Annotated in this window: 23 protein-coding genes; 8 read left to right on the forward strand and 15 right to left on the reverse strand. The window is 72.2% G+C overall.

Annotated features, from left to right (window positions below):
* Positions 1 to 21: 21 nt before the first annotated feature.
* Positions 22 to 1023, forward strand: a complete 1002-nt coding sequence (locus OHA34_RS15800) for a lysophospholipid acyltransferase family protein (protein WP_285941938.1) — start codon at positions 22 to 24, stop codon at positions 1021 to 1023.
* Between the two features lie 42 nt (positions 1024 to 1065).
* On the forward strand, positions 1066 to 2280 hold the full coding sequence (locus OHA34_RS15805) for a DUF5925 domain-containing protein (protein ID WP_285941939.1): 1215 nt from the start codon (positions 1066 to 1068) through the stop codon (positions 2278 to 2280).
* Positions 2281 to 2290: 10 nt separating this feature from the next.
* On the opposite strand, the gene OHA34_RS15810 is transcribed toward OHA34_RS15805, so the two are convergent.
* Together OHA34_RS15810 and OHA34_RS15815 are read right to left on the reverse strand one after the other, a co-directional pair.
* Positions 2291 to 3505, reverse strand: coding sequence for a trans-sulfuration enzyme family protein (locus OHA34_RS15810; RefSeq protein WP_285941940.1), 1215 nt, complete (start codon positions 3503 to 3505; stop codon positions 2291 to 2293).
* A 281-nt stretch (positions 3506 to 3786) separates the two neighbouring features.
* Positions 3787 to 4575, reverse strand: a complete 789-nt coding sequence (locus OHA34_RS15815) for a DUF2470 domain-containing protein (protein WP_285941941.1) — start codon at positions 4573 to 4575, stop codon at positions 3787 to 3789.
* A 67-nt stretch (positions 4576 to 4642) separates the two neighbouring features.
* On the opposite strand from OHA34_RS15815, the gene rpsD reads away from it, so the two are divergent.
* Both rpsD and OHA34_RS15825 read left to right on the forward strand, forming a co-directional pair.
* Positions 4643 to 5248 carry a 30S ribosomal protein S4 gene (gene rpsD, locus OHA34_RS15820; protein WP_285941942.1) on the forward strand — a complete coding sequence of 202 codons (606 nt, stop codon included), beginning with the start codon at positions 4643 to 4645 and terminating at the stop codon, positions 5246 to 5248.
* A 145-nt stretch (positions 5249 to 5393) separates the two neighbouring features.
* Complete coding sequence (locus OHA34_RS15825) at positions 5394 to 6281, forward strand: TauD/TfdA dioxygenase family protein (RefSeq protein WP_285941943.1); 888 nt, start codon at positions 5394 to 5396, stop codon at positions 6279 to 6281.
* Between the two features lie 36 nt (positions 6282 to 6317).
* Here the strand turns inward: OHA34_RS15825 and OHA34_RS15830 are convergent, their stop codons facing one another.
* From OHA34_RS15830 to OHA34_RS15875, 10 genes are all read right to left on the reverse strand, one after another.
* Positions 6318 to 6926: a MarR family winged helix-turn-helix transcriptional regulator gene (locus tag OHA34_RS15830; RefSeq protein ID WP_329522063.1), complete on the reverse strand. Its 609-nt coding sequence runs from the start codon at positions 6924 to 6926 to the stop codon at positions 6318 to 6320.
* A 103-nt stretch (positions 6927 to 7029) separates the two neighbouring features.
* A complete protein-coding gene (locus OHA34_RS15835; protein ID WP_329522064.1) occupies positions 7030 to 8007 on the reverse strand; it encodes a hypothetical protein in 978 nt (325 codons plus the stop codon).
* 21 nt (positions 8008 to 8028) lie between these two features.
* Positions 8029 to 9327, reverse strand: coding sequence for an MCE family protein (locus tag OHA34_RS15840; RefSeq protein WP_329522065.1), 1299 nt, complete (start codon positions 9325 to 9327; stop codon positions 8029 to 8031).
* Positions 9324 to 10439: an MCE family protein gene (locus OHA34_RS15845; RefSeq protein ID WP_285941947.1), complete on the reverse strand. Its 1116-nt coding sequence runs from the start codon at positions 10437 to 10439 to the stop codon at positions 9324 to 9326. The genes OHA34_RS15840 and OHA34_RS15845 overlap by 4 nt, the downstream gene beginning before the upstream one ends.
* The gene (locus OHA34_RS15850) at positions 10439 to 11518 is read right to left on the reverse strand and encodes an MCE family protein (RefSeq protein ID WP_285941948.1); all 1080 of its coding nucleotides are present in this window, start codon (positions 11516 to 11518) and stop codon (positions 10439 to 10441) included. The genes OHA34_RS15845 and OHA34_RS15850 overlap by 1 nt, the downstream gene beginning before the upstream one ends.
* Positions 11518 to 12549, reverse strand: coding sequence for an MCE family protein (locus OHA34_RS15855; protein ID WP_285941949.1), 1032 nt, complete (start codon positions 12547 to 12549; stop codon positions 11518 to 11520). Before OHA34_RS15855 ends, OHA34_RS15850 begins: the two co-directional genes overlap by 1 nt.
* 3 nt (positions 12550 to 12552) lie before the next feature.
* Positions 12553 to 13629, reverse strand: coding sequence for an MCE family protein (locus OHA34_RS15860; protein ID WP_329522066.1), 1077 nt, complete (start codon positions 13627 to 13629; stop codon positions 12553 to 12555).
* A complete protein-coding gene (locus tag OHA34_RS15865; RefSeq protein WP_285941951.1) occupies positions 13626 to 14705 on the reverse strand; it encodes an MlaD family protein in 1080 nt (359 codons plus the stop codon). Before OHA34_RS15865 ends, OHA34_RS15860 begins: the two co-directional genes overlap by 4 nt.
* Positions 14702 to 15556 (reverse strand): MlaE family ABC transporter permease, encoded by an 855-nt coding sequence (locus tag OHA34_RS15870; RefSeq protein WP_285941952.1) that lies wholly within the window; start codon positions 15554 to 15556, stop codon positions 14702 to 14704. Before OHA34_RS15870 ends, OHA34_RS15865 begins: the two co-directional genes overlap by 4 nt.
* Positions 15556 to 16359: an MlaE family ABC transporter permease gene (locus OHA34_RS15875; protein WP_285941953.1), complete on the reverse strand. Its 804-nt coding sequence runs from the start codon at positions 16357 to 16359 to the stop codon at positions 15556 to 15558. Before OHA34_RS15875 ends, OHA34_RS15870 begins: the two co-directional genes overlap by 1 nt.
* Positions 16360 to 16640: 281 nt before the next feature.
* On the opposite strand from OHA34_RS15875, the gene OHA34_RS15880 reads away from it, so the two are divergent.
* From OHA34_RS15880 to OHA34_RS15890, 3 genes are all read left to right on the forward strand, one after another.
* Positions 16641 to 17165, forward strand: a complete 525-nt coding sequence (locus tag OHA34_RS15880) for a MarR family winged helix-turn-helix transcriptional regulator (protein ID WP_285941954.1) — start codon at positions 16641 to 16643, stop codon at positions 17163 to 17165.
* A gap of 62 nt (positions 17166 to 17227) precedes the next feature.
* Complete coding sequence (locus OHA34_RS15885; RefSeq protein WP_329522067.1) at positions 17228 to 18157, forward strand: lytic transglycosylase domain-containing protein; 930 nt, start codon at positions 17228 to 17230, stop codon at positions 18155 to 18157.
* Positions 18158 to 18210: 53 nt separating this feature from the next.
* Positions 18211 to 18987, forward strand: a complete 777-nt coding sequence (locus tag OHA34_RS15890) for a TetR/AcrR family transcriptional regulator (RefSeq protein WP_285941955.1) — start codon at positions 18211 to 18213, stop codon at positions 18985 to 18987.
* A gap of 18 nt (positions 18988 to 19005) precedes the next feature.
* On the opposite strand, the gene OHA34_RS15895 is transcribed toward OHA34_RS15890, so the two are convergent.
* Positions 19006 to 19758: a hypothetical protein gene (locus OHA34_RS15895; protein ID WP_329522068.1), complete on the reverse strand. Its 753-nt coding sequence runs from the start codon at positions 19756 to 19758 to the stop codon at positions 19006 to 19008.
* A 55-nt stretch (positions 19759 to 19813) separates the two neighbouring features.
* Between OHA34_RS15895 and OHA34_RS15900 the strand changes: the two genes are divergently transcribed.
* Complete coding sequence (locus OHA34_RS15900; protein WP_329522069.1) at positions 19814 to 20206, forward strand: hypothetical protein; 393 nt, start codon at positions 19814 to 19816, stop codon at positions 20204 to 20206.
* A gap of 91 nt (positions 20207 to 20297) precedes the next feature.
* Here OHA34_RS15900 and OHA34_RS15905 read toward each other — a convergent pair whose 3' ends face one another.
* Together OHA34_RS15905 and OHA34_RS15910 are read right to left on the reverse strand one after the other, a co-directional pair.
* Positions 20298 to 21524, reverse strand: a complete 1227-nt coding sequence (locus OHA34_RS15905; RefSeq protein ID WP_285941957.1) for a helix-turn-helix domain-containing protein — start codon at positions 21522 to 21524, stop codon at positions 20298 to 20300.
* Between the two features lie 251 nt (positions 21525 to 21775).
* A complete protein-coding gene (locus OHA34_RS15910; protein WP_329522070.1) occupies positions 21776 to 22996 on the reverse strand; it encodes a helix-turn-helix domain-containing protein in 1221 nt (406 codons plus the stop codon).
* Positions 22997 to 23016: the final 20 nt, after the last annotated feature.

Consider the following 23016-nt stretch of genomic DNA (forward strand, 5'->3'; position numbering starts at 1 on the left):
CGGCTCAAGTACGGTTCATCCATGTCCGAAATCGTGTACCCGCCGGTGAACAAGACGGCGCTGGCGCTCTTCAAGGCGCTCAACGTGAAGTTCCGTCTCGAAGGGACCGACCGGATCCCCAGCACCGGAGGCGCGGTGCTCGTCAGCAACCACGTCAGCTATCTCGACTTCATCTTCGCCGGGCTGGCCACCCACCCGGCGAAGCGGCTGGTCCGGTTCATGGCGAAGAAGGAGATCTTCGACAATCGGATCGCCGGGCCGCTGATGCGCGGGATGCATCACATCCCGGTCGACCGGGAGGCAGGGGCCGCCTCCTACAAGGCCGCACTGACCGCGCTGAAGGGCGGCGAGATCATCGGCGTCTTCGCCGAGGCGACGATCAGCCGCTCGTTCACGGTCAAGGACATCAAGAGCGGCGCGGTGCGGATGGCCGTCGCCGGCAAGGTGCCGCTGATCCCGATCGCGATCTGGGGCCCGCAGCGGATGTGGACCAAGGGCCACAAGAAGCGGCTGTTCCAGCGGAACGTCCCGGTGACCATCCTCATCGGCGAGCCGATGTACCCCAAGCGCGGCGACGACTACGACAAGGTCACCGAGGAACTGCACCACCGGATGTCGGAGCTGCTCGAGCAGGCGCAGCGCGAGTACCCGGAGGAGCCCAAGCCGGGCGAGACCTGGTGGCAGCCCGCCTACCTGGGCGGATCGGCGCCGACCCCGGAGGAGGCCGAGGCGCTCGACCTCAAGGAGGCCGCCGACCGCAAGGCCGCCCACCAGGCCAGGGAGGTCCGCGAGGCCGAGGCCAAGGCGGCCGTGGAGGCCAAGGCCGCCGCGGCGGCCCGCAAGGCCGCCGACCTGCGCAAGCCCGGGGACACGGTCACGTCCGTCGACACGACCGAGGCCGCGGTCGCGGGCCCGGCCCAGCCCCAGCCCCAGGCCGAGAGCACGGGCAAGGCCGCGGACGAGGGCGCGGCGCCGGCGGCGGACGGCGCCGGGCCGTCCGACGAGACGAAGCAGACAGGCTAAATCGGTGGACGGCACCCGCCGGCGGGGCTGATCATCGAAACCATGACCATGTCACGGGAGAGGCCGCAGGAGATCCTGCATCTCGTCGAGCCCCGGGAATCGGACGCCGACCCCGGGGCGGGCCTGACGCTGCCCGTGGTGCTCAACCTCAACGACGGCAACTCGCCCGCCGACGTGATGGACGTGCTGTCGATGCGGCCGTTCGCGTCCGGCGCGCAGCCGTGGTCGCGGTCGACCCAGCTCGATCACGTCAAGGCCGACGCCCCGCTGCGCCCGGACGGCGCCCGGGTGCTGCGCGTCGCGCACGAGAAGGGCAAGGAGTCGGTGCTCGCCGAGGGCGACGGCTGGACGCTGCTCACCAACCGGTGGAAGCACGGCAGCGCCTACGTGGCGGTCTCGGCGATCAGCGACGAGCTGGCCGAGTCGGTCCTGGCCGACTGCGTCCGCGACGCCACCGAGCCGCCGAAGACCGACGACACCAACGTCGAGATGGGCTTCTGGCACCTGGGCGGGCGCGGCCCGATCCGGACCGAGCGGGCCATCTCCGCCGACACCTGGACCGAGATCCGGCGCAACTACACCGCGCCGGTCGCCGAGGCGTTCGACCGGGTCATGGGCATGACCCGGGAGGAGGTCAACGGGCGGCTGCTGCTGCTGCACGGGCCGCCGGGCACCGGCAAGACCACCGCGCTGCGGGCGCTCGCGCGGTCCTGGGGCACGTGGTGCCAGGCCGACTGCGTGCTCGACCCCGAGGCGCTGTTCGGCACGCCCAGCTACCTGATGGAGGTGGCGGTCGGCGACGATGACGATGAGGAGAACCGGCGCTGGCGGCTGCTGATCCTGGAGGACTGCGACGAGCTGATCCGCGGTGAGGCCAAGGCGTCCACCGGGCAGGGCCTGTCCCGGCTGCTCAACCTCACCGACGGGATGCTCGGGCAGGGCCGCGACGTCCTGGTCGCGATCACCACCAACGAGGACCTGGCGCGGCTGCACCCCGCGGTCGTCCGTCCGGGGCGCTGCCTCGCGCAGATCGAGGTCGGCCCGCTGACCCGCGCCGAGTCGGTCGCGTGGCTGGACGAGGGCACCGAGGGCGGCGACGGGGACGGCGTCGAGGGGGCCGGTCCGGCCGGCCGGCCGGACCGTCACGGCATCGGGCCGGACGGCGCGACGCTGGCCGAGCTGGCCGCGATGCGCAAGGGCGAGAAGCGTCCCGAGGGACGCGACGTCCCCGCGTCCGCGACCGGCTTCTACCTCTAGCGGCCCGCCCTCACGCCCGCTCGGCGGACGCGGCGGCGGGCGCGGCGGCGGTGGCGGCGAGGGCCTGCTCGATGTCGTTCCACAGGTCCTCGGGGTGCTCCAGGCCCACGGCGACCCGGACCGTCCCCGCCCCGATCCCGGCGGCACGCAGCGCGGCGGCGTCGAGCCGCCGGTGGGAGGTGCTCGCCGAGTGCAGGACGAGCGTCGCCGCGGCGCCGAGCGAGGCCGCGAGCGAGGCCAGCCGCACGGACTCGATGAACGCGCGGCCGGCCTCCCGTCCGCCCTCCAGCTCGAACGACAGCACCCCGCCGCCGCCCCCGCTCAGCAGCCGCGACGCCAGCTCGTGCTGCGGATGGCCGGGCAGCCCCGGGTGGTGGACGGCGGCGACGGCCGGGTGCGCGTCGAGCCGCCGGGCCAGCAGGAGGGCGGTCTCGCTCTGCCGCGCGATCCGCATCGGCAGCGTGGCCAGGCCGCGCAGCACCAGCCAGGCCGAGTGCGGCGCGAGGGTGGCGCCAAGTTCGAGCGCGTGCTCCCACACCCGCCGGTGCCGGCCGGAGTCGGCGAACACCGCCACGCCGCCGACGACGTCGGCGTGCCCGCCGAGGTACTTGGTCATCGAGTGCACGACGATGTCGGCGCCGTGCTCGATCGGACGGCACAGCACCGGGGCGAAGGTGTTGTCCACCACGGTCGGCACCCCGGCCTCGCGGGCCGCGGCGGCGAGCGCGGGCAGGTCGCCGACCCGGGTGGACGGATTGGCGATCGTCTCCAGGTACAGCAGCCGGGTCCGGGGCCGGAGCGCCGCGCGCACCTCGGCGGGATCGGCGCCGGAGACGAAGTCCACCTCGACCCCCCACCGCTCGGCGAGGTCGCCCAGCAGCGCGTACGTCCCGCCGTAGAGCGAGGACTGCGCGATCACGTGGTCGCCGGAGCGGAGCGTCGCCATGAGCACCGCGTTGATCGCGCCCATGCCGGACGCGGTCGCCATCGCGTCGGCGCCGCCCTCCAGTTCCGCGACGGCCTGTTCGAGGGAGCGGACGGTGGGGTTGCTCATCCGGCCGTAGAAGAACGCGCCGTCCGGATCCTGGAACGCGTCGGCCATCGCGTCGGCGTCGTCGAGGGCGAACACGTGGCCCTGGTAGATGGGGACTCCGAGCGGGCGGCTTCCCTCGGGCATGATCACGGGCGGGTGGACGGCGCGGGTCTCCCGGCGGTGTTCGGTCATGGTTCCAGCCTGGGCGCCACGGCCGCTGCCGGAACAGGTCCAATCGGCGCCGGTGGCCCGGCCGGCGTCCCCGGGGAGAACCGATCCAGCCGGGGGCGACGCCGCGTCCCGTCCGCTCGTCCGCGGATCCGTCACCGTGTCGCCCACCCCGCGAGGGAGAACGATGTACGGGCCGTGGTCGGGCGGGCGGTCCGGGGGCCGCCTCCGGCCGGAAACCCGAGCATGGCCCGGATCGGGTCCCGGCACCATCCGGGAGAACACTGACACTGCGCGGAACCGGGCTACGTGGTGGCGCCGGCGAAGAGCCGGCGGTAGACGCAGCGCAGGCCGTCGAGATCGCGGACCGGCTCGGAGAACGCGAGCCGGAGGTCGAACGGGTCGGGCCCGCCCGGTTCCGGGATAGAGCAGCGCAGCCACATCCCGTGCCGGTCCAGGGCGAGCGGGCGCACGACGGGCATCGGGACGGGCGGGACCTCCCCGGCCGCCATCCCGGGCAGGAGCGTCATCAGCTCCTCGCGGTGGCAGGAGTCGAGGTGGGCGAGGACGGACGCCTCGATCGCGACGAACGGGTCGGGCGTCGCGGCGGCGTACTCTTCCGGCTCGACGATCGCGCTCCCCCAGGCGTCCTCCACCTCGATCTCCGCGGCCTCCAGCGCGAGCACCGTCCACGCGCCGTGGACGGCGGGCGCGGCGCCGAAGTCGAGGAGTTCGGGCCGCGGGTGCAGGTGGGAGAGCCGGAGCGCGGCGGCGCGGCGGTCGGCGGCCGGGACCTCGGTGATCCAGCCGTGCAGCCGGGCCCGGCCGCGCACCCGGTCGGGCAGCGGGACCGGGGCGACGTCGGAGATGTGCAGCGTGGCGGGGAGGTCGGGCTCCCCGGCCAGCGCGGCGACGACGGGCGAGGCCGCGGGCATGAGCAGCAGCGGGCGGCCGTCGCGGTCGGTCGCGTGCGCGGGCACCGGGGCGTACGGGACGCCGGGCACCGCGAGGACACCGTCGGCCACGCCGTAGGCGAGGCTGCGCGCCCGCTCCGCTGCGGTCGGCCGCCGCTCCGGGCTGTCGGTCCGGCTCATTGGATCTCCTGACATTCTAGGTTAGGCTTACCTAAGTAAGGGTTACCTAATCACAGTGAGGTGCACCATGAACAACTCCCGCCCCAAGGTCCGGCTGTCCCGGGCCCTCGGCATCCCGCTCACCCCCAAGAGCGTCAAGTACTTCGAGGCCCGCCCCTACCCGCCCGGAATGCACGGGCGCGCCCGCAAGCAGGAGTCCGACTACAAGGTGCGGCTGCGCGAGAAGCAGCGGCTGCGCGCCCAGTACAACATCCGTGAGGCCCAGCTCCGCAACGCGTTCGCCAAGGCCGCGGGGGCCGGCGGCAAGACCGGCGAGGCGCTGATCGTCGACCTTGAGCGCCGGCTGGACGCGCTGGTGCTGCGCACCGGCTTCGCCCGGACGATCTACCAGGCCCGCCAGTTCGTCGTGCACCGCCACGTGCTGGTGAACGGCCGCCGGGTGGACCGCCCGTCCTACCGGCTACGGCCCGGCGACGTCATCACGATCGCCGAGCGCAGCCGCGCGCTGCCGCCGTTCGCGGTCGCCGCCGCCGGGGGCCACGCCGAGAACGTCCCGCCCTACCTGGAGGTGCGGCACGACGCGCTCGCCGCGCGGCTCGCCCGGCTGCCCGAGCGGCGCGAGGTCCCGGTCATCTGCGACGAGCAGCTCGTGGTCGAGCACTACTCGCGCTGACCGGCGGTCCGGACTGGACGGCCGGTCCGGACTGGACAGCCGTCCACCTCCATCGGCTACCATCAACCTAGCGATTGCTTGGCAAGCTGATCGCCCGGCTCCAGGCTCGCGACGGCACAGCGCACCCCGATGGAGGCCGCAGGACATGATCGAATTCCAGCCCATGACCCGGAACATCGGCGCCGAGGTCACCGGCGTCGAGCTGAGCAAGCCGCTGGACCCCGAGCAGGTCCAGCAGATCCGCGACGGCCTGCTGGAGCACATGGTGCTGTTCTTCCGGGACCAGCAGATCAGCGACGAGGAGCACGTCGCGTTCGCCAAGCAGTTCGGCACCGCCAACCTGCCGCCGATGGACACCTCGGGCAGCGCCGTCCACGTCCTGGACCAGACCGACCCCAAGGGCGAGGGCGGCGACCAGTGGCACAGCGACAACACGTTCATGAGGACCCCGCCGATGGGATCGCTGCTGCGCGCGGTCATCCTGCCCGAGGTCGGCGGCGACACCCTCTGGGCCAACATGTACATGGCCTACGACTCGCTCGCGCCCTGGCTCCAGCGGCTGTGCGACGACCTGTACGCCGAGCACGACCTGACCATGTCGGTCTCCAAGGCCATCGACAAGGGCCACCGGATGGACCTGCGCGCGATGCAGGACGACAACCCGCCGGTCACCCACCCCGTCGTCCGGATCCACCCCGAGACCGGGCGCAAGGCGCTGTACGTCAACCGGTCCTCGGTCACCCGGCTGATCGGGCTGTCGCGGCGGGAGAACGAGGCGATCCTCCCGCTGCTGTTCGACGCCGTCCGCGACCCGCAGTTCCAGGTCCGGCTCAAGTGGCGGGTCGGCACGCTCGCGTTCTGGGACAACCGGCCCACGCAGCACTACGCGGTCGCCGACTACACCGAGCGCCGCAAGATGCACCGGGTCACCGTCAACTGCCCCGCCGAGATCGACGACGGCATCCCCAAGGGCCCGGACGGCGTCACCGGTGACGACGCCCCCGCCGAGGCCGCCGCCGCCCGCTACCTCTGACCCCCGCCCCGCCACCTCCGGCCCCCGCGGGTCCGCTCAGCGGAGGTCGCCCAGCTCCTCCCGGGCGTGCGCGTTCAGGGTGCGCAGGGTGCCGACCAGCCGGCGCCGCTCCGCGTCCGGGAGCGGCCCGGCGAAATGCCTCCGCAGGGTCTCGGCGTGCACCACGAGCGCCTCGTCGAGCTTGCTGCGGCCGGCGCCCGTCAGCCCCACGAGCTGACGCCGCCGGTCGCCCTCGGCGGCCAGCCGGCGGACCCAGCCCGACTCCTCCATCCGGTCGATCAGCCGGGTCATCCCGCCACTGGTGAGGATCAGCTCGCCGGCCAGCCGGCCCATCGTGCGCGGACGGTCGCCGCCCGCGTCCGCCAGCCGCATCAGCACCTCGAACGCGACGTGCCGGATCCCGCAGCGCCGCTCCAGCTCGCGCGCGGCGATCCGCTCCAGCATCCCCGCCGCGCCGAGCAGCACGCCGAACTCGCCGATCACCTCGTCCCGCTCCGGCCACCCCCGGGACGCGCCCGCGCCCGCACCCGGGTCCGGTTCGACGTCCGGTTCGGCCTCCGGTTCGGCCTCCGGTTCGGCGTCCGGGGCCGCGTCGTCGTCCGCCACCATGCCCCGGCCCCCCGTCGTGTCGCCGTCCGCGGTCATCGTCCCGCCCGTCATCCTCGCGCCGCCCCTCGCCGTCCACAGGGTCAACGCGCCGCGCCCCACACGGCTTCCGCCGTACGGGGCGCGATCGGGCCGGCCGGGGTCAGTTCTTCGGCTTGCCGGTCTTGCCGTCCTTGGGCTGGCCGCCCGAGGGGGCGCCGTCGCTCGGGACGGGGAGCTGGCTGCCGCCGGCCTGCTGGTTCTGGTTCTGGTCGTTCACGCCGGACGCGTACTGCTTGGTGACCTTCCAGTCGCCGTCGATCTTGGCCAGCGCGAGCCGGAGCAGCGTGGCGGGCGCCTCGGTGGCCTCCTTGCTCTGCACCTTGATGTCGACCATCACCACGGCGGTCGCGAACCTGCCGTCCACGCTGCCGACGAACGTCTGGCTGGTCTTGGAGGACAGCGCGAGCTCCGGGCTGCTCTTGAAGGTGTCGCCGAGGCTCGGGAGCGTGGTGGCCTTGAAGCTCTCCAGGAGGTCGCCGCCCATGAGCTTCTGGGCCTTGGCCATCTGCGCCTGGTAGTTGGAGGCGTTGTAGTTGAGCGCCACGTCGCCGTACGCGGCGGCGACCTTGCCGACCGCGGCGCGCTCGTCGGCCTTGGACGCCTCGCCGCTCGCGCTCCGCCACTGCCAGACGGCCAGGCTCGCGAGCACCGCGACGAGGACGACCACCACGACGGCCTGCTCGCGGCCGAGGCCGAGGAAGGCGCGGCGGCCCGCGTCCGGCCCGGACGGCTTGGACGGCTTGGACGGCTTGGCGGCCGGCTCGTCCACGACCGTCGCCGGCGGCTCGATCCGCTCGACGACCGGCTTCACGGGCCGGGCCGCGGGCTTGGCGGTCGCCGCCGTCTCGGCGGCGGGCTCCGCGGCCCCGGCCTCCTCCTCGGCGTCGATCGCATCCAGGACCTCGTCGATGTCCTCGCCGTCGAGGACCTCGATGACCCGCACCCGCCGCTTGCGCTTGGCCGGACGCGCCGCGGCCCCGGACGCGGCCGGCCCGTCCTCCGGCTCCTCGGCGGCGGGCTCGTCCACGACGGCGTCCGCGGCGTCCCCGGTGACGTCCTTGTCGGTCCTGGCTGTCACTTCAAACTCCTGGGGTTGAGGTCAGTCCTTACGACGCAGGCGGGAGATGCGGGACATCACAGGCACCGAGCCCATCATGACCTTGATCAATACCAGCAGGGCCAGGACCGGAGGAACGTAGACTAGCCAAACCGGCGGTCCCCCTGAAGGTTCTTCGGCGCTGCGGTTGGCCGCGTTCTTGGCGTTCAGCTTCTGCCGGTCGAGCGACGGGTCGTGGGTCGGGATCGTCCCCCCGGGGTTCTTGGCCTGGTAGGGCTTCTGCTTGACCAGCGCCGGCGTCCGGCCGCCCGCGCAGGTCGGCGGCTTGGGCGCGGTGGGCTGCGCCAGCGGGTACTTGTACTCCAGCGTGGCCAGCTTCTTGACGGTCATCAGGAAGACCACGTTCAGCACCGGCTTGCCCTGGTCGCGCCCGATCACGTTGTCGAGCACGACCTTCAGCCTCGGCGCCTGGGCGAGGGTGTCACGCAGGTCGGTCAGGTAGCCCGGGTTGTACCGGCTGAGGCCGAGGCTGCCGATCGAGTCGACGGTGCACTCGAAGTCGGGGCCGGTCTGGTCGAGCAGCCTGTTGACGGTGCCGAGCAGGTCCGGCCCCCTGTCGCGGAGCTCGGTGAGGTCGCCGCGCACCTGGCTGAGGGCACCGGTCAGCGCGGCCAGGTTGTCGATCCCGGCGCCGAGGTCGCCGCGGTTCCGGTTGAGCACCCCGGTGATCTTGCCGAGGTCCTTGGTCAGCCCGTCGAGCAGCTCGGTGTTCTCGGCGAAGGTGGTGGTGAGCTGGTCGCCGCCGTCGATGACCTGCCGGAGCGAGCCCTCGCGGCCGGCCCAGCCCTCGGCCAGCTCGTGCGTGAGCACCTGCGCGTCCTCGGGCCTGATGGCCTTGAGGGTCTGGATGACCGCGCCGAACAGGTCGCCGTACTTGGGCGGCACCTTGGTCTGCGCGACCGGGATCACCGCGTTCGCGGCCAGCGGCGTCGCGCCGGTCCCGCCCGGGCCCGGGGTCAGCTCGACGACGGGCTCGCCGACCGCTGACTTGCGCGCGGCGGCGGCGGTGACGCCCTGCGGGACCTTGACCCCGCGCTCCATGTCGAGCTTGACCTTGACCTTGTCCCTGTCCAGCCAGACCGAGTCGATCTTGCCGACGCGCAGCCCGAGGTAGTCGACCTCGAAGCCCGGGTGCAGGCCCGGCGAGGACTCGAACTCGACGGTGATGTGGTACGGCCGGTCGATGAAGTCGAAGCGCACCACGTTGTTGAACGCCCAGACCACCATGAGCACGGCGAGGGCGGCGAACACCGTCAGGTTGATCGTCAGGCGCCTGGTCATCGCGGCGGCTCCAGGATCTTGTCGAGGCCCGGCAGGGCGCCGCGCAGCTGCTCGGGGAGCTGGAAGCCCGGCTTGGCACCCGGCCGCGCGCCGGTCCCGGCCTTGGACTTCCCCTTGCCCTTGCCCTTGGCGGCGGCGGGCGACCCGCCCTGGGCGGGGAGCACCGGCGTGCCGTCCGGCCACACGATCTTCAGGATCGGGTAGAGCAGGAGCTGACCGTCATAGGTGGCCTTGGGGAGCTTGTCGGAGAACTGCACCAGCCCGTCCACCAGGCTGGTGAGCCGCGTCCGGTTGTCGCCGAGCTGCTGGAGCACCGGGTCGAGGTCGCGCAGCAGGTTCCGGAACCGGGTGACCCGGCCCTCCAGCACCTTGTCGTTGAGCTGGCGGGCCATCCGGGTGAGCCGGTCGACCGTCTTGAGGATCTTGCCCTTGTTGTCGTCGAGCACCTTGGTCATGCGCTCCAGCTGCACCGGGGCCTGGTCCAGCTCGTCGGTGCCCTTGGCCAGCGACCGGCCGAGCTTGGCGAAGTTGTCGACCGCGAGGCCGAGCTCGGCGCGCTGGTCGGCGAAGATCTTCAGCAGGTCGCCGGTCTTGGCGATGGTGGCGTTGAGCTTCTTCCCGTTCCCGTCGAGGGCGGTCGCCCCGGCGTTGACCACGGTGGCCACGTCGTCGCCGGCCAGGGCCTTGAGCAGCGGACCGGTCTGCCCGATCACCTGCTCGAACGCCGGCTGCACCGAGGTGTCGGCGATCGCGGCCCGGTCCGCCAGGAACGGGCCGCGGTCCATGCTCCCGCCGGGCGGCATCTGGAGGTCGACGTAGTTCTCGCCGAGCAGCGAGGTCACCTTGATCTCGGCCCGGGAGCCCCGCGGGATCCGGTACTCCTTCTTGATCGCCAGGGTGGCCCTGGACCGGTAGCCGGCCAGCTCCACCTTCGTGACGCTGCCGATGGTCAGGTCGGACATCTTCACGCTGTGCCCGGCGACCAGGCCCTGCGCGTCGTCGAACGTCGCGGTGAGGGTGAGGCCGTCGCGCGGCGCGCCCATCGTCTTGTACGAGCAACCGGAGACCGTCAGGACCAGCACGGCCACGAGCAGCAACGCCTTGCGGCCCATCAGTTGCCTCCGTTCTGCTGCCACGGGCAGTTGGAGTTCGGCTTGGGCAGCGGGCAGCCCGTCTCGTCGGTGTCCATCAGGCCCTTGAGCCAGGTCCGCAGGAAGGCGTCGGTGGCGAAGCGGATCTGAAGGGACTTGTTCTCGGGGTTGTAGCCGCCGATGAGGGCGTCGCCGATGCCCGGCAGCGCCTTCAGCAGCCCCGCGAGCGACTGGGCGTTGCCCTTCAGCACCAGCGACACGCGGGTGAGGACCGCCAGGTCGTACGGGAGCCGCCCCTTGTACTTCTGGAGCAGCTTGTCGCCGTTCTTGGACAGTTCCAGGATCCCGCTCACCAGGTCCTGGAGCTGGCCGCGCTCGGAGCTGAGCACCCGGGTGGCCTCGCTGAAGTCGCGGATCATCGAGCCGAGGACCTCCTCGCGCCCGCGCACCACCCCGGCCAGCCGGTTGAGGTTCCGCGCGACCTGGACGAGCTCCTTGTCCTGCCCGGCGACGTTCTCGACCAGGCGGGCGCTCTGCTCCAGCGTCGCGTTGAACTCCTTGCCGTTGCCCTTGACGGTGCCGGCGGCCGTCCCGAGCGCGCTCTGCATCTTGGTCGGGTCGAGCGCGTTGGCGAGGTTGGTGAACGAGCTGAGCGCGTCGTCGACCTCGACCGGCACGTGGGTGCGCTCGATCGGGATGCTGTCGGTGGTCTCCTTCGGCTCGCCCGGCCGCCACGCCGGGTGCAGCACCAGGTTGCGCTCGCCGACCAGGTTGAGCGGGACGATCGAGGCCTGGACGCCGCGCGGCAGCGGGACCTCGCGCTTCAGGTGGAAGGTCACCTTGATCTGGTCGGTCCTGCCGGCGCACAGCTCGGGCGTGCACTTCTGCACCTTGTCGACCAGGCCGACGTCGGCGCCCATCACCTTGACCTTGGACTCCTTGTAGAAGGAGCGGGCCTTGGGCATGTAGACGACCATGGTGCGCTCGCCGCCCGCGGACGCCAGCGAGCAGCCGCCGAGCGCCGCGGCCAGCGCGAGGCACAGCACCGCGCAGACGCCCGCGGCCGGCCGCGGGCGGGCCCTGCCTCCGGTGGGCTTCATCAGTTCCCCCCTCCCTGCGCCGCGGGACGGCGGGTGGAGATCGGTCCGGGCGGCTGGAGCGGCCCGAGCCCGGTGAGCAGCCCCTCGATCCAGGGGCCGTTGCCCTTGAGGTTGGCCACCTGGGTGAACGTCGGGCCGAGCAACGAGAAGTCGGTGTTGAGGGCGTCCATGTTGGGCGCCATCCGGGTGGTGAGCAGGTGCAGGTTGTCCAGGAGCGAGTCGAGCTGCTTCTGGTTGTGCGCGATCACGTTCGACAGCGTGCGGACCGTCCGGCTGCCCTGGCCGATCGTGGCGGCGAGCTCGTTGCGCCGCTCCACCAGCGCCTGGAGCAGCACCTGGCTGGAGGTGATGATCTGCTTGAGCTTGTCGTCCTTGGCGGCCAGCGTGCCGGTGATGCTCTTGCTGCTGGCGATCAGCTTCTCGATCTCGGGGGTGGAATCGTTCAGCGTCCGCGACAGCGACTGGACGTTGACCAGGATCCGCTTGAGCTGCTCGGCGCTCGGCGACTTGATCCGGGTGACCTCGGTGAGCAGCTTGTCGACGCTCTTCTGGTCGAGCTTGCCGACGATGTTCTGCGCGCCCTCCAGCGCCTCGGGGACGGTGAAGGGGACGCTGGTGCGCTGGAGCGGGATCCGCCGCCGGCCCTCGGGCAGGGTCGACACGTAGGGGCGGCTGACCGGGCCGGTCAGCCGCAGGTACCGGCCGCCCAGCAGGGTGGTGGTCTGGATCTCGGCGCGGGTGTCGCGGCCGAGGTCGATGCCGGCGTTGACGTGCCAGGTGACCAGGATCCGGCCGTGCCCGAAGTCGGGCTCGACCCCGGTGATCCGGCCGGCCTTGACCCCGGCGACCCGGACGTCCTGGCCCTTCTTCAGTCCGGCGGTGTCGGCGAACTCGCCGCTCATCGTGTAGCCGCTGTCGAACAGGTGGAGCTGCCCGATCGCGAACGCGAAGGCGCAGGCGGCGCCGAGCGCGCCGAGCGAGACGATCGCGACGATCTTGTGGTTGACGTCGCGCAGGGACTTGAGCGCCATCTCTCAGTTCCCTCCCTGCAACATCGACTTCAGCTTGGTGAGGTCGGCCTGGGACGGGTTCTTGGTGCCGGGCGCCCGCGGGAGCTGCATCGGGAACGGACACGGTCCCTGAACGAGGTTGAGGCACAGCGCGTTGGTGCGCAGGAAGTGCCCGCCGTTGGCGGAGGCGAAGAGCTGCCGGAGGGTGAGCGGGAGCTGCTGCACCATCTTCTCGAGCTGGTCGACGTTCAGCCGGAACGTCTCGGCGAACCGGCCGAGGTTGCCCACGATCCGGGCGAGCTGGGCGTCGTTGCCGCCCAGCACCTGGTTCAGGTTGGTCGTCACGCCCGAGATCTCGACCACCGCGTTCTCCAGCAACGTGCGGTTGCTCGCGAACACCTTCGTCAGCGACTCCAGGTTGTCGACGCTGGCCGCGATCTGGCCGTCCCGCTTGGCCACCGCCCCCGCCACCGTCTCGTAGTTCTTGATCATCCCCTGGATGGTCTGCCTGCGGGCCGCGAAGGTCTGGAGCAGCCCGTCGAAGTTCTGGATCATCACCCCGATGCCCTGCTCGTTCCCGTCGAGCGCCTGCGCGAACGAGAAGAGGATCTTGTTGAGCTGGTTCGGGTCCAGGTTCTGCGTCAGCGGCCCCAGGCTGTCGACCACGGCGCCGAGGTCGACCACCGACCGGGTGTGCGGCACCCGGGCCCCGGCGCTCATCTTCCTGGTGCTCTGGCCCGGCTCCAGGTACACCACCCGCTGGCCCATCACGTTCCGCCAGCGGATCGAGGCGGTCGAGTCGTCCGGGATCCTGACCTCCCGGTCGACGGCCATGTCGACCACGGCCTTGCCCTGCTTGACCTCGATGCCCTTGACCTGGCCCACCGGGGTACCGGCGATCTTGACGACGTCGCCCTCCAGCAGGCCCGTCACGTCGTCGAACGTCGCCGTCAGCGGGTAGCGCGACCTGAAGCTCGTGCCGAGGATCTGCTGGCCGATGAAGAACGTCAGCAGGCCCGTCACCACCACGAACACCAGGAACTTCGCCGTCACGCTGTACTGGGGCCCGCGCGCCGATTTGCGGCGCCGCATCCCGCTCATGGCCGCCTCGCCGGGGTGGGCTGGTCGGGATCGAACTTCAGGTCGAAGGCCGTCTTCTTCGGCGCCGGGGAGCAGGCGTCGATGAAGATCTGGCACAGGTCCAGCGGCAGCGCCTCGCGCGCCTGCGCGATCACCGTGCCCTCCGGGCCGGGGATCCGGATGATCTGGGCGAGCAGGGAGAAGAACCCGTTCAGGCTGTCGAGCATGACGGGCACGTTGCGGCGCTGGCCGGCCACCACGGAGGTGATCCGGCCGGCACTGTCGACGATCTCGCCGATGTTGCCGCCCTGCCGTTGCAGCGTCCCGCCGACCCGGTCGGCAAGCTCGGCCGACCGGTCCAGGAGCTGGGAGACCTTGTCCGGCCGGTCGCTGATCACCGGGCCGAGCCGGTTGAGGTCGCGGGCGAGGCCGACCGCGGTGTCACCGCGGCTCGCGAACGTCCCGGACAGGCCGGTGACGTCGTTCAGCAGCGTCTGGATCACCTGCCGGTCGCGGTGCGTCGCGTCGATGACCTTGGTGCCGTTGTCGATCGTCCGGCGCAGCGCCGGGCCCCGCCCCGACAGCCCGGCGGAGAACGTGTGCAGGAGGGTGGTCAGCTCGTCCGGGTTGATCGCCTTGGTCAGCCGGTAGGTGAGCCAGGCGGTGTCGGACAGCTCCGCGGGGTCCCTGGTCTTGGCGACCTTCGCGCCGTCGCGCAGGAACGGGCCGTTCAGCTCGTTCGCGCCGAGGTCCAGCGCGAGGTCCTTGGGACCGAACACCGACACCGGCTCGACCGCGGCGGTGGTCGTGTCGGGGATCCGCACCCCCTTGTCGAGCCGCATCCGGACCGTGACCCGGCCGTCCCGGCCGAGCCGGACGGTGTCGACGGCGCCGACCGTGATGCCGCGGATCTTCACGTCCGACTTGCCGGGGTCCAGGCCCTGCCCGGCCCGGCCGAACGAGGCGTCGATGTAGGTGGATCCCGCGTGCGAGGGCGTCGAGCCGATCGCCACGAAGACCGCGCTGGCCGCGATCACCCCGGCGCCGACGAGCCCGAAGACGGTGCGGGAGCGGGAGGACAGGCTCTCTTCACTCATCCGGTCAACCTCACCGTGCTGCCGTGGCCCCAGAAGATGTACGACAGGACCAGGTTCATCAGGATCATCAGGATGGTGGACTCCCGGATCGCGCGGCCGGCCGCGACGCCGACGCCGACCGGGCCGCCGGCCGCGTAGTAGCCGCGGTAGCAGTGGATGAACATGATGATGAAGGCGAACACCGCGACCTTGATGACGCTGTAGAACACGTCGATCGGCGGCAGGTAGAGGTGGAAGTAGTAGTCGTAGATGCCGGGCGAGAGCCCGAAGTACTGGGTGGAGATGTAGCGGGTGGCGAAGAAGGCCATGAACAGCGACACCAGGTAGAGCGGCACCAGCGCGATCACACCCGCCGCGACCCGGGTGCAGACCAGGTAGGCCAGGGAGTTGATCCCCATGACCTCCAGCGCGTCGATCTCCTCGGAGATCCGCATCGCGCCGATCTCGGCGGTGAAGCCGGTGCCGACCTGCGCGACCAGCGCGACCCCCGCGATGATCGGGGTGACCTCGCGGACGTTGGAGTAGCTGGCGACCAGGCCGGTGAACGCCTCGGCGCCGATCCGCTCCAGGCCGGGGTAGCCCTGGAGGCCGACCATCGCGCCGGTGGCCAGCGACATGGTGGCGATCACGAAGATCATGCCGCCGCCGATCACCAGCGCGCCGACCCCGACGCTGATGTCGCTGACCTGCTTGGCGAGCGTCTTGCCGTACTTGCGCCGCAGGATGATGTCGAAGAACAGGTGGTAGAGCACCCGGCCGAGGAAGATCGGCAGGTTGGCCGAGGCGGCGAGCCCCGCCGTCCGGTCCGAGACCGCCCGGCCGATCTTGCGTACGGGGGATATGGCGACCATCAAAACCTCGGGGGGAAGAGGACCTGGTAGATCATGGTGAGCACGTAGTTGGTGGCGAACACCACGATCGAGGTGACCACCACCGCCCGGTTGACCGCACGGCCCACGCCCACCGGTCCGTAGTCGCAGTTCATGCCCATGTAGCAGGCCACCGCGGCGGCGATGAAGCCGAAGATCCACGCCTTGAACAGCGTGATCAGCAGATCCGAGAACTGCAACAGGGTGGTGGCGCCGTCGAAGAACGCGCCGGGGCTGACGCCCTGCTGGATGACGTTGAAGTAGTAGCCGCCGAGCACGCCCGCGAGGATCACCACCGAGCAGAGCAGGACCGAGACGATGCTCGCCGCCCACAGCCTGGGGGTGACCAGGCGGTGGATCGGGTTGATCCCCATGACCTCCATCGCCGCGAGTTCGTCGCGGATGTTGCGCGCCCCCATGTCGGAGGTGATGGCCGAGCCGCCGACGCCGGAGACCAGCAGCGCGCCGGCGAGCGGGGCGACCTGCTGGATCATCGCGGCGACCAGCAGCGCGCCGGTGCCCGACTGCGCGCCGAGCTGCCGGGCGATGTCGCCGACCTGGAGGGAGATGGTGGCGCCGAGCGGGACCGCGATGAGCATCACCGGGACGCTCGTCACACGGGCCAGGAACCAGCACTGCTCGATGAACTCGCCCCACCACTGACGCACGTCCCAGGTGCGGCGCAGTCCCTCCAGGAGGGTCACGCAGAGCAGGCCGGTCTCGTCGAGCGCTCGCTCGGCGCGGCGCCGGGCGAGGCCCGGCGCCCTGGTCAGGCTCAGGGCCATCAGCCGGAGACCTCCCCCTCGGGGGTGGGGTGAAGGGTCATTCCAGCCTCCTTCGTTCTCGGACGTCGGCGCTCATCCGATACTCCGGCCGCGGTCGCCCACAGGCGGCGCGGCCTTTCGGGTCGCGCCCCTGTGATCTCAACCGAGACCGGGACCACAGGCGGGGCCAACAGCGTCACACAACACATCGGCCTCTGCTTGTGATCTGGAGCACTCTATAGGGAGGAAAGTCTAAGAAGCGAGTACTTACATGTGGTTTTGTCCGAAGATACGATCGAGCGGTGCGAACTGAGGCGCAACGAGGCGTAGACCCACTGGTCACCGGCATCCACGACCGCTGGGAAGGTCAGGAGATGGCCGGCGGGCCCTGGCCGTTCATGGCGATCGTCTCGATCGGCAGGCTCCACCAGATGCTCAAGAAGGCACTGGACGTGGAGCTGAAACGGCTGGACCTGACCCGCACCGGCTACTTCCTGCTCACCACGCTCGCGCTGACCAGCAACGGCAGGTCGCGGCTGAGCTCGCTCGGGCGGATCCTGATGATGCATCCGACGTCGGTGAAGCTGATCGTGGACCAGCTCGAGGCCGACGGGCTGGTCACCCGGTCGCCGCACCCGAGCGACCGCCGGGCCACGCTGGTGGAGATCACCGCGGCGGGACGGGCGCGGGCGGGCGAGGTCAACGCGGCGCTGGAGTCGCCGGACGGGGCGTTCGCCCCGTTCGAGGGGATGCACCGCGACCTGTTCGAAGCGCTGCAACCCGCCCGGCTCGCGGGGGGCGACGTGGAGCCCGCGAACCGTGTGTGACACTGCCTGCGTACCTGGTCATCGAGGACCACTTCTCACGGGCGATAAGGCAATCTACTCCTATGCCACAGAGTCACGGCACGCGCAGGCGTACCTCCGTCCCCGCCCCCCGCAAGCCCGCTGAGCAGCGGCGGAGGGGCGAACGGGGCCGGGGGTCACGGCACGCACCGGCCCCGATCGAGCCCCGCGACGACGCCCGGGACGAGGCCCGCGACGAGGCCCACGACGAGCCGTACGCCGCGCTGGCGGGCCACGGCCCGGACGACCCCTACGACCCGTACGGCGACCTTCACGGCGCCCAGGGGTTCCAGGCGCCCGGCCGCCCTCCGCGCCCGTCCGCCGGGCGAAGACTCTGGCGGGCGCTCACGCACAACGTCACCATCACGGTGGCGGCGATCTGCGCCCTCGTCGCGACCGTCGCGTTCGTCGACCTCGGCGGCCTGGCCGGGGGCAACCCGCCGCCGAAGGCCGCGGGGCGGGGCCAGTCGGCCAACGACATGCTCGCGATGCTGACCACGTCCGACATGGACCCGATCGCGGCCGACACGGTCGCGGTGGCCAAGAAGCGGGCCTACGAGAAGCACGTGAAGGAGCTCGAGGAGCTCAAGAAGAAGGCCAAGCGCGACGCCAAGGCCCGCGCGAAGCTCAAGGCCGAGAAGGAGCGCGAGCGCCTGGCCAAGTCCAACCCGAGCGCCGGGCAGAACAAGCAGTACGGCAAGAAGATGAGCGCGCTCAAGGGCTGGGGCCGCTGCTGGTCCTCGCTCGAGACGCTCTGGATGCACGAGAGCGGCTGGAACGAGCGCGCGGTCAACCCGGGCAGCGGCGCGTACGGCATCCCGCAGGCGCTGCCGGGGTCCAAGCTCGCGAGCTCGGGCTCGGACTGGCGCACCAGCTCCCCCACCCAGATCGCGTGGGGACTCGGCTACATCAAGGCCCGCTACAAGGACCCCTGCGGCGCCTGGGCCTGGTGGCAGGCCCACAACTGGTACTGACCCGTCGAGGTGGGCGCTTGGTGCCGCGGCCCCCGCGGAGGCACCATGTGGGGATGCGGACGAGCAGAGCGCGGCAGTCGAACGGCTCCGGTGAGCTGAGCGGCGCGGGCGGTGACGGCGGCGACCCGGGCGGCGGCGGCGAGGGCGGTGGGGGCGAGAGCCCGGCCGGACGCGGTCCAGGCGGCGCAGAAGGCCCGAGCGGCGGCGCAGGCGGTGCCGCGGGTTCGGGCACCGGGCGGCAGTGGGCACGGGCCGACGCGACGCGTCAGGCGCTGCTGGCGGCTGCGCAGCGGGTCTTCGCCGACCGCGGGTACGGCGACGCGGGCATCGCCGAGATCGTCGAGCGGTCCGGCATCAGTGTGGGCAGCCTCTACCACCACTACGGCGGCAAGTCCGGGCTGTACCTGGCGCTGTGGGAGGAGCTGACCGCCGAGCAGGAGGCGAGCGCGACGCAGACCGTCTCGGCCGCGCGCGGGGACGGCGAGACCGACCCGATCGCGCTGTTCACCGCCGGGGCCCGCGCCTACCTGCGGGTCTGCTGGGAGCACCGGGAGGCCGCGCGGCTGTTCCACGGCGGCGAGGGCCCGTCGGGGTTCTCGCTGATGCGGCGCAGCCGCGCCCAGAAGTGGATCGGCCAGAACACCAAGCTCCTGCGCGGCGGCGCCGCGCCGCCCGTCCCGGCCGAGGGACGCGGCGAGCAGGTGCTGAGCCTGGTCCTGACCACCGTGATCGGCGAGGCGGGCCGCGAGATCGCCACCGCCGAAGACGAGACCGAGGCGAGCGAGATCATCGACGAGGTGTGCCGCATCCTGATCCGGCTGGCGGGCTGACCCGGCCCGCGCCCGCCTTCAGAGGCGGACGGCGCGGGTCGGCTTGAGCGGCGGCCAGGCGATCCGCAGGGAGCGGACGGGCGCGGGCTGGGAGGGCAGGGTCCGCAGCCTCGCCTCCGTGATGCGCTTGCCGGCGAGCTGGAGGTGGAGCCGGCCGGAGCGGCGCAGCGGGGCGCCCGCGCGGCGGGAGAGCTGGAGCCGGAGCAGCAGCAGCGTCACCGACGCGGTCATCGCGGCCAGGAAGCCCGCCTGGATCGACATCAGGTCCTCGACGCTGAGGTCGTCGCCGGCCTCGGGACGCAGGCCGGCGACCGGCACCATCGGCATGGCGCTCGGCGCGATCTGCGGCGAGGTGACCGGCGGCAGCGCCACCTGGGGGGCGGTCACGCCGGGCAGCGCGCTGCTGAACGGGGTACCGCCGGACCCGGTCAGCGGCGGGACGCCGGAGGGCAGGTCGGTGCCGGGCGGCGGCGCCCCGGAGGCGTCGGTGATCACGAGCTTGTAGGACCGGGTGCGGGTGGCGGCCTTGCTGGCCGACAGCCGCGCGGTCAGCGTGATCGTGCCGGGTTTCGCCGCCGCCGCGGCGCGCACCGTCACCAGCGCGGACGCGCCGCCGCCGCCGACGCTGCCGAGGCCCTGGCTGCCGGGGCTGACCGAGGCGCCGCCGGACGCCGACATCCGCAGGACGGCGTTGTGGGCCGTCGCGCGGGCGGACGAGGCCCGCACGGTCGCGGTGATCGAGCCGCCCGGCCGCATCGTGGCCGCCGACACCGAGAGCCCAAGGTCCAGCGACGGGTTCTTCCCGCCGTCGCCCGGCGGATGGGTCGTGGGCGGATCGGTCGGCGGATCGGTCGTCGGCGGATCGGTCGGCGGGTCCGTCGTCGGCGGGTCGGTCGGGGGGTCGGTCGTCGGCGGGTCCGTGGGCGGATCGGTCGTCGGCGGATCGGTCGGCGGATCCGTCGTCGGCGGATCGGTCGGCGGATCCGTCGACGGCGGGTCCGTGGGCGGATCGGTCGTCGGCGGATCGGCCGTCGGACTTTCGGTCGTGGGCGTGGTATCGGCGATCACCGGCGGCGCGGAGGAAACGGCGATGACCGCCATCACGCCGAGCCCCGCGAGAATCCTTCCGCCGGCCGATCGTGAATCCACCCTGCCTCCACCTCCACCGCGTCACGGCGCTCGCCCCGCCTGTATCGAATTGCATGGAAGCACGCGGTGAATGGGCGGATCAACCCTGGCCGGAAACCTTGGTGCCGATTGCTCATCCAGGCGATGAACGGCAATTGCCGATTATCAACCGGTGCGCGTTCTCAGCCCGCGGCGCCGGTGCGCTCCGGACCGGCGGGCGCCCGCCTCCGCAGCCACATCGCGCGCAGCACCACCTCGATCGCGAACCGCGCGTCCGGTTCGGTGAGCCGGTCGCCGAGGGCGCCCTCGAGCTGCCGCATCCGGTACCGGACGGTCTGCGGGTGGATGTTCAGCTCCTCGGCGATGCCGGCCGCGGTGCCGCGGATCATCAGCCAGGTGCGGAGCGTGTCGAGCAGCCGGTCCCGCTGCCGGGCGCCGAGCCCGGCCATCTCGCCGAGGTGGCGGCGCGCGAGCTGGTCGATCAGCGCCTGGTCCGACAGCAGCCACAGCGTGATCAGGTGGTCCTCGCAGCAGGTCACCGGGCCGTTGCCGAGCAGCCCGGCCTCGACCAGGCCGAGGGCCTGCCGGGCCCAGCGCAGCGAGTCGGCGGCCTGCGCGACCGGCACGGTCAGCCCGACGGCGATCTGGCCCTCGGGCATCGCCTGGGCGAGCATCCGGCGCCGTTCGGCGGTCGGCTCCCCTGGGACGAGCAGCAGCGGTTCGGCGGCGGTGAGGTCGGCGAGCACGTCGGCGTCCAGCGCGGCCCGCACGCAGGGGGCGCCGGACGGCACGGCGATCAGCGTCACCTCGTCCGGGACGGGCCAGCCCGCGCGCCCGGCCAGCTCGTCCAGGACCCGGCTGGACGCGGGCGGGCGGCGGAGCATCAGCTCCAGCAGCCGCCGCCGGTGCCCCTCGGTCTCCTCGTCCGGGCGCGCGTCGACGTAGCCCTCCAGCGCGAGCCCAGCGAGCTCGTCGATGTAGGCGAACAGCGCGTCGGCGAGCTCGGCCATGACGGTGGACGACAGGTGCCGCCGCGGGCCGACCTTCATGATGCGGCGCCAGGCCACCTGCGCGCCGACGCGGAACGCGGCCTGGAGGGTGTCGAGGGTGCGGCCCTCCAGCGCCTCGAAGCGGCCGAGCCTGCGGTAGGTCTCGTCGTGCCGCTCGCGGGAGGCCAGCGGGTTGGCGACCTGGTCCACGAAGTGGGTCAGGGCGCGTTCGACACCGATCCGCAGCGCCTCCACGTACGGGCCCTGCATGGGCCGGCCGTACTCGGGGATGGTCCGGCGCACCTCGTGGATGATCTCGTGCGCGAGGCTGGGCAGCTCCGGCCGCATGAGCACGGCCAGGCGCCTGGGCAGCCGGGGAGACCGCCGGTCGAGGACCCCCGGGTCGAGCGTCTGCGTCATCGGTGACACCTCCGAGAGCACCGCCGTCACGGGCCCTGGCGTGTCATCGGGCGGGGCACCCGGCGTCCCGGACGGTCGGCGTACGGCAAAAGGCGTCGAGAGCGCACCGAGCGGGGGACCCCTGTGCGCCCCCGTACAGGTGAGGTGAAGCACACCGAAGGTAGATCAAGTGAACAGGGATTCAAGGTAAAGAAAACTTAAAATCACCATAGGTGGCCCGCAGGGCACGGACCGTCCGGCGAATCGGACGCTCACCGCAGCGACGGCCTCCGCTCCCGCAGCCGGTGCGCCCGCAGCACCGCGTCGAGCACGAACCGCGAGTCGGGGTCGGCGAGCTGCTCGTCGAACGTCTCGCTGATCTGCCGCATCCGGTACCGGACGGTCTGCGGATGCACCCTCAGCCGGCGCGCCGTCTCGACCGCGTTCCCCTGCGCCTCCAGCCACGCGCCCAGGGTTTCGGTCATGCGCAACCGCTGTCCCCGGCCCATCCGGGCGAGCGCGGACAGCTCCCGCCGCGCGAGCTGATCGAGCAGGGCGCCGTCCGACAGCAGCCACAGCGCCAGCATGTGGTGCTCGCACAGCGTCGGGCCGCCGTCCTCCACGACGCCGGCCTCGACCAGGGCGAGCGTCTCCCTGGCCCAGCGCAGCGAGTCGGCCGCGTCGGCGAGCGGAACGGTCAGCCCCACGACCGACCGCCGCTCCGGCAGCGCGGCGACGAGCATCTCGCGGCGGGACGCGTCGAACGGGCCCGGCAGCAGCAGGTGCGGTTCGGTGTCGCCGAGGTCGGCGAGGACGTCGCCGCCCAGCGCGGCCCGGACGCACCGCGCCCCGACCGGCAGCGCCACCATCGTCACCTCGCCGGGCACGGTCCAGCCCGCCTCGGCGGCGGGCTCCTCCAGCGCGGTGCCCGGCACGCCCGGACGCCGCAGTACCAGGCGCAGCAGCCGCCGCTGGTGGTCGACCAGCTCGTCCGCCGACCGGGACCGCGCCTCCAGGTATCCCTGCACCGACAGCGACGCCAGCTCGTCGATGTAGGCGAACAGCGCGTCGGCGAGCTGGGTCATCACCGCGGGCGACAGCCGCCCGCGCCGTCCGACCTGGGCGACGCGCCGCCACGCGACCTGGACCCCGATCCGGTACGCGGCCTGGAGCGCGTCCAGGCTGCGGCCCTCGTACGCCTCGCTGCGCCCGAGCGCGCGGCACAGCTCGTCGCGCCGCTCGTGCGTTTCGCGCGACCCGGCGACCTGGTCGACGAACGCCTGCATCGCCTGCTCGACGCTCACCCTGATCGGGGGCCGCCCGGACCTGGCCGCCTCGGGCGGACGGGTCGGGCGGGCGTACTCGGCGACGCAGCTGCGGACCTCGCTGATCACTTCTTCGGCCAGCGACGGCAATTCGGCGCTCAGAATGGCGATGACCTGCGGGGGCATTGGGCCGGGACGGTGCGCGCGCCCGGCGCGGGTCTCCGTCATGGCCGTCCCCCTTCTCTCGC

Origin of the sequence: Spirillospora sp. NBC_01491 (genome assembly GCF_036227065.1) — a bacterium.
Lineage (GTDB): Bacteria > Actinomycetota > Actinomycetes > Streptosporangiales > Streptosporangiaceae > Spirillospora > Spirillospora xylanilytica.

What these genes read in the sequence shown, in the direction of transcription:
- OHA34_RS15800 (WP_285941938.1), top strand. Translation starts at nt 22, where the DNA reads ATGTCCGAAATCGTGTACCCGCCGGTGAACAAGACGGCGCTGGCGCTC.
- OHA34_RS15805 (WP_285941939.1), top strand. Translation starts at nt 1,066, where the DNA reads ATGACCATGTCACGGGAGAGGCCGCAGGAGATCCTGCATCTCGTCGAG.
- OHA34_RS15810 (WP_285941940.1), bottom strand. Translation starts at nt 3,505, where the DNA reads ATGACCGAACACCGCCGGGAGACCCGCGCCGTCCACCCGCCCGTGATC.
- OHA34_RS15815 (WP_285941941.1), bottom strand. Translation starts at nt 4,575, where the DNA reads ATGAGCCGGACCGACAGCCCGGAGCGGCGGCCGACCGCAGCGGAGCGG.
- rpsD (WP_285941942.1), top strand. Translation starts at nt 4,643, where the DNA reads ATGAACAACTCCCGCCCCAAGGTCCGGCTGTCCCGGGCCCTCGGCATC.
- OHA34_RS15825 (WP_285941943.1), top strand. Translation starts at nt 5,394, where the DNA reads ATGATCGAATTCCAGCCCATGACCCGGAACATCGGCGCCGAGGTCACC.
- OHA34_RS15830 (WP_329522063.1), bottom strand. Translation starts at nt 6,926, where the DNA reads ATGACCGCGGACGGCGACACGACGGGGGGCCGGGGCATGGTGGCGGAC.
- OHA34_RS15840 (WP_329522065.1), bottom strand. Translation starts at nt 9,327, where the DNA reads ATGACCAGGCGCCTGACGATCAACCTGACGGTGTTCGCCGCCCTCGCC.
- OHA34_RS15845 (WP_285941947.1), bottom strand. Translation starts at nt 10,439, where the DNA reads ATGGGCCGCAAGGCGTTGCTGCTCGTGGCCGTGCTGGTCCTGACGGTC.
- OHA34_RS15850 (WP_285941948.1), bottom strand. Translation starts at nt 11,518, where the DNA reads ATGAAGCCCACCGGAGGCAGGGCCCGCCCGCGGCCGGCCGCGGGCGTC.
- OHA34_RS15855 (WP_285941949.1), bottom strand. Translation starts at nt 12,549, where the DNA reads ATGGCGCTCAAGTCCCTGCGCGACGTCAACCACAAGATCGTCGCGATC.
- OHA34_RS15860 (WP_329522066.1), bottom strand. Translation starts at nt 13,629, where the DNA reads ATGAGCGGGATGCGGCGCCGCAAATCGGCGCGCGGGCCCCAGTACAGC.
- OHA34_RS15865 (WP_285941951.1), bottom strand. Translation starts at nt 14,705, where the DNA reads ATGAGTGAAGAGAGCCTGTCCTCCCGCTCCCGCACCGTCTTCGGGCTC.
- OHA34_RS15870 (WP_285941952.1), bottom strand. Translation starts at nt 15,556, where the DNA reads ATGGTCGCCATATCCCCCGTACGCAAGATCGGCCGGGCGGTCTCGGAC.
- OHA34_RS15875 (WP_285941953.1), bottom strand. Translation starts at nt 16,359, where the DNA reads ATGGCCCTGAGCCTGACCAGGGCGCCGGGCCTCGCCCGGCGCCGCGCC.
- OHA34_RS15885 (WP_329522067.1), top strand. Translation starts at nt 17,228, where the DNA reads ATGCCACAGAGTCACGGCACGCGCAGGCGTACCTCCGTCCCCGCCCCC.
- OHA34_RS15890 (WP_285941955.1), top strand. Translation starts at nt 18,211, where the DNA reads ATGCGGACGAGCAGAGCGCGGCAGTCGAACGGCTCCGGTGAGCTGAGC.
- OHA34_RS15905 (WP_285941957.1), bottom strand. Translation starts at nt 21,524, where the DNA reads ATGACGCAGACGCTCGACCCGGGGGTCCTCGACCGGCGGTCTCCCCGG.
- OHA34_RS15910 (WP_329522070.1), bottom strand. Translation starts at nt 22,996, where the DNA reads ATGACGGAGACCCGCGCCGGGCGCGCGCACCGTCCCGGCCCAATGCCC.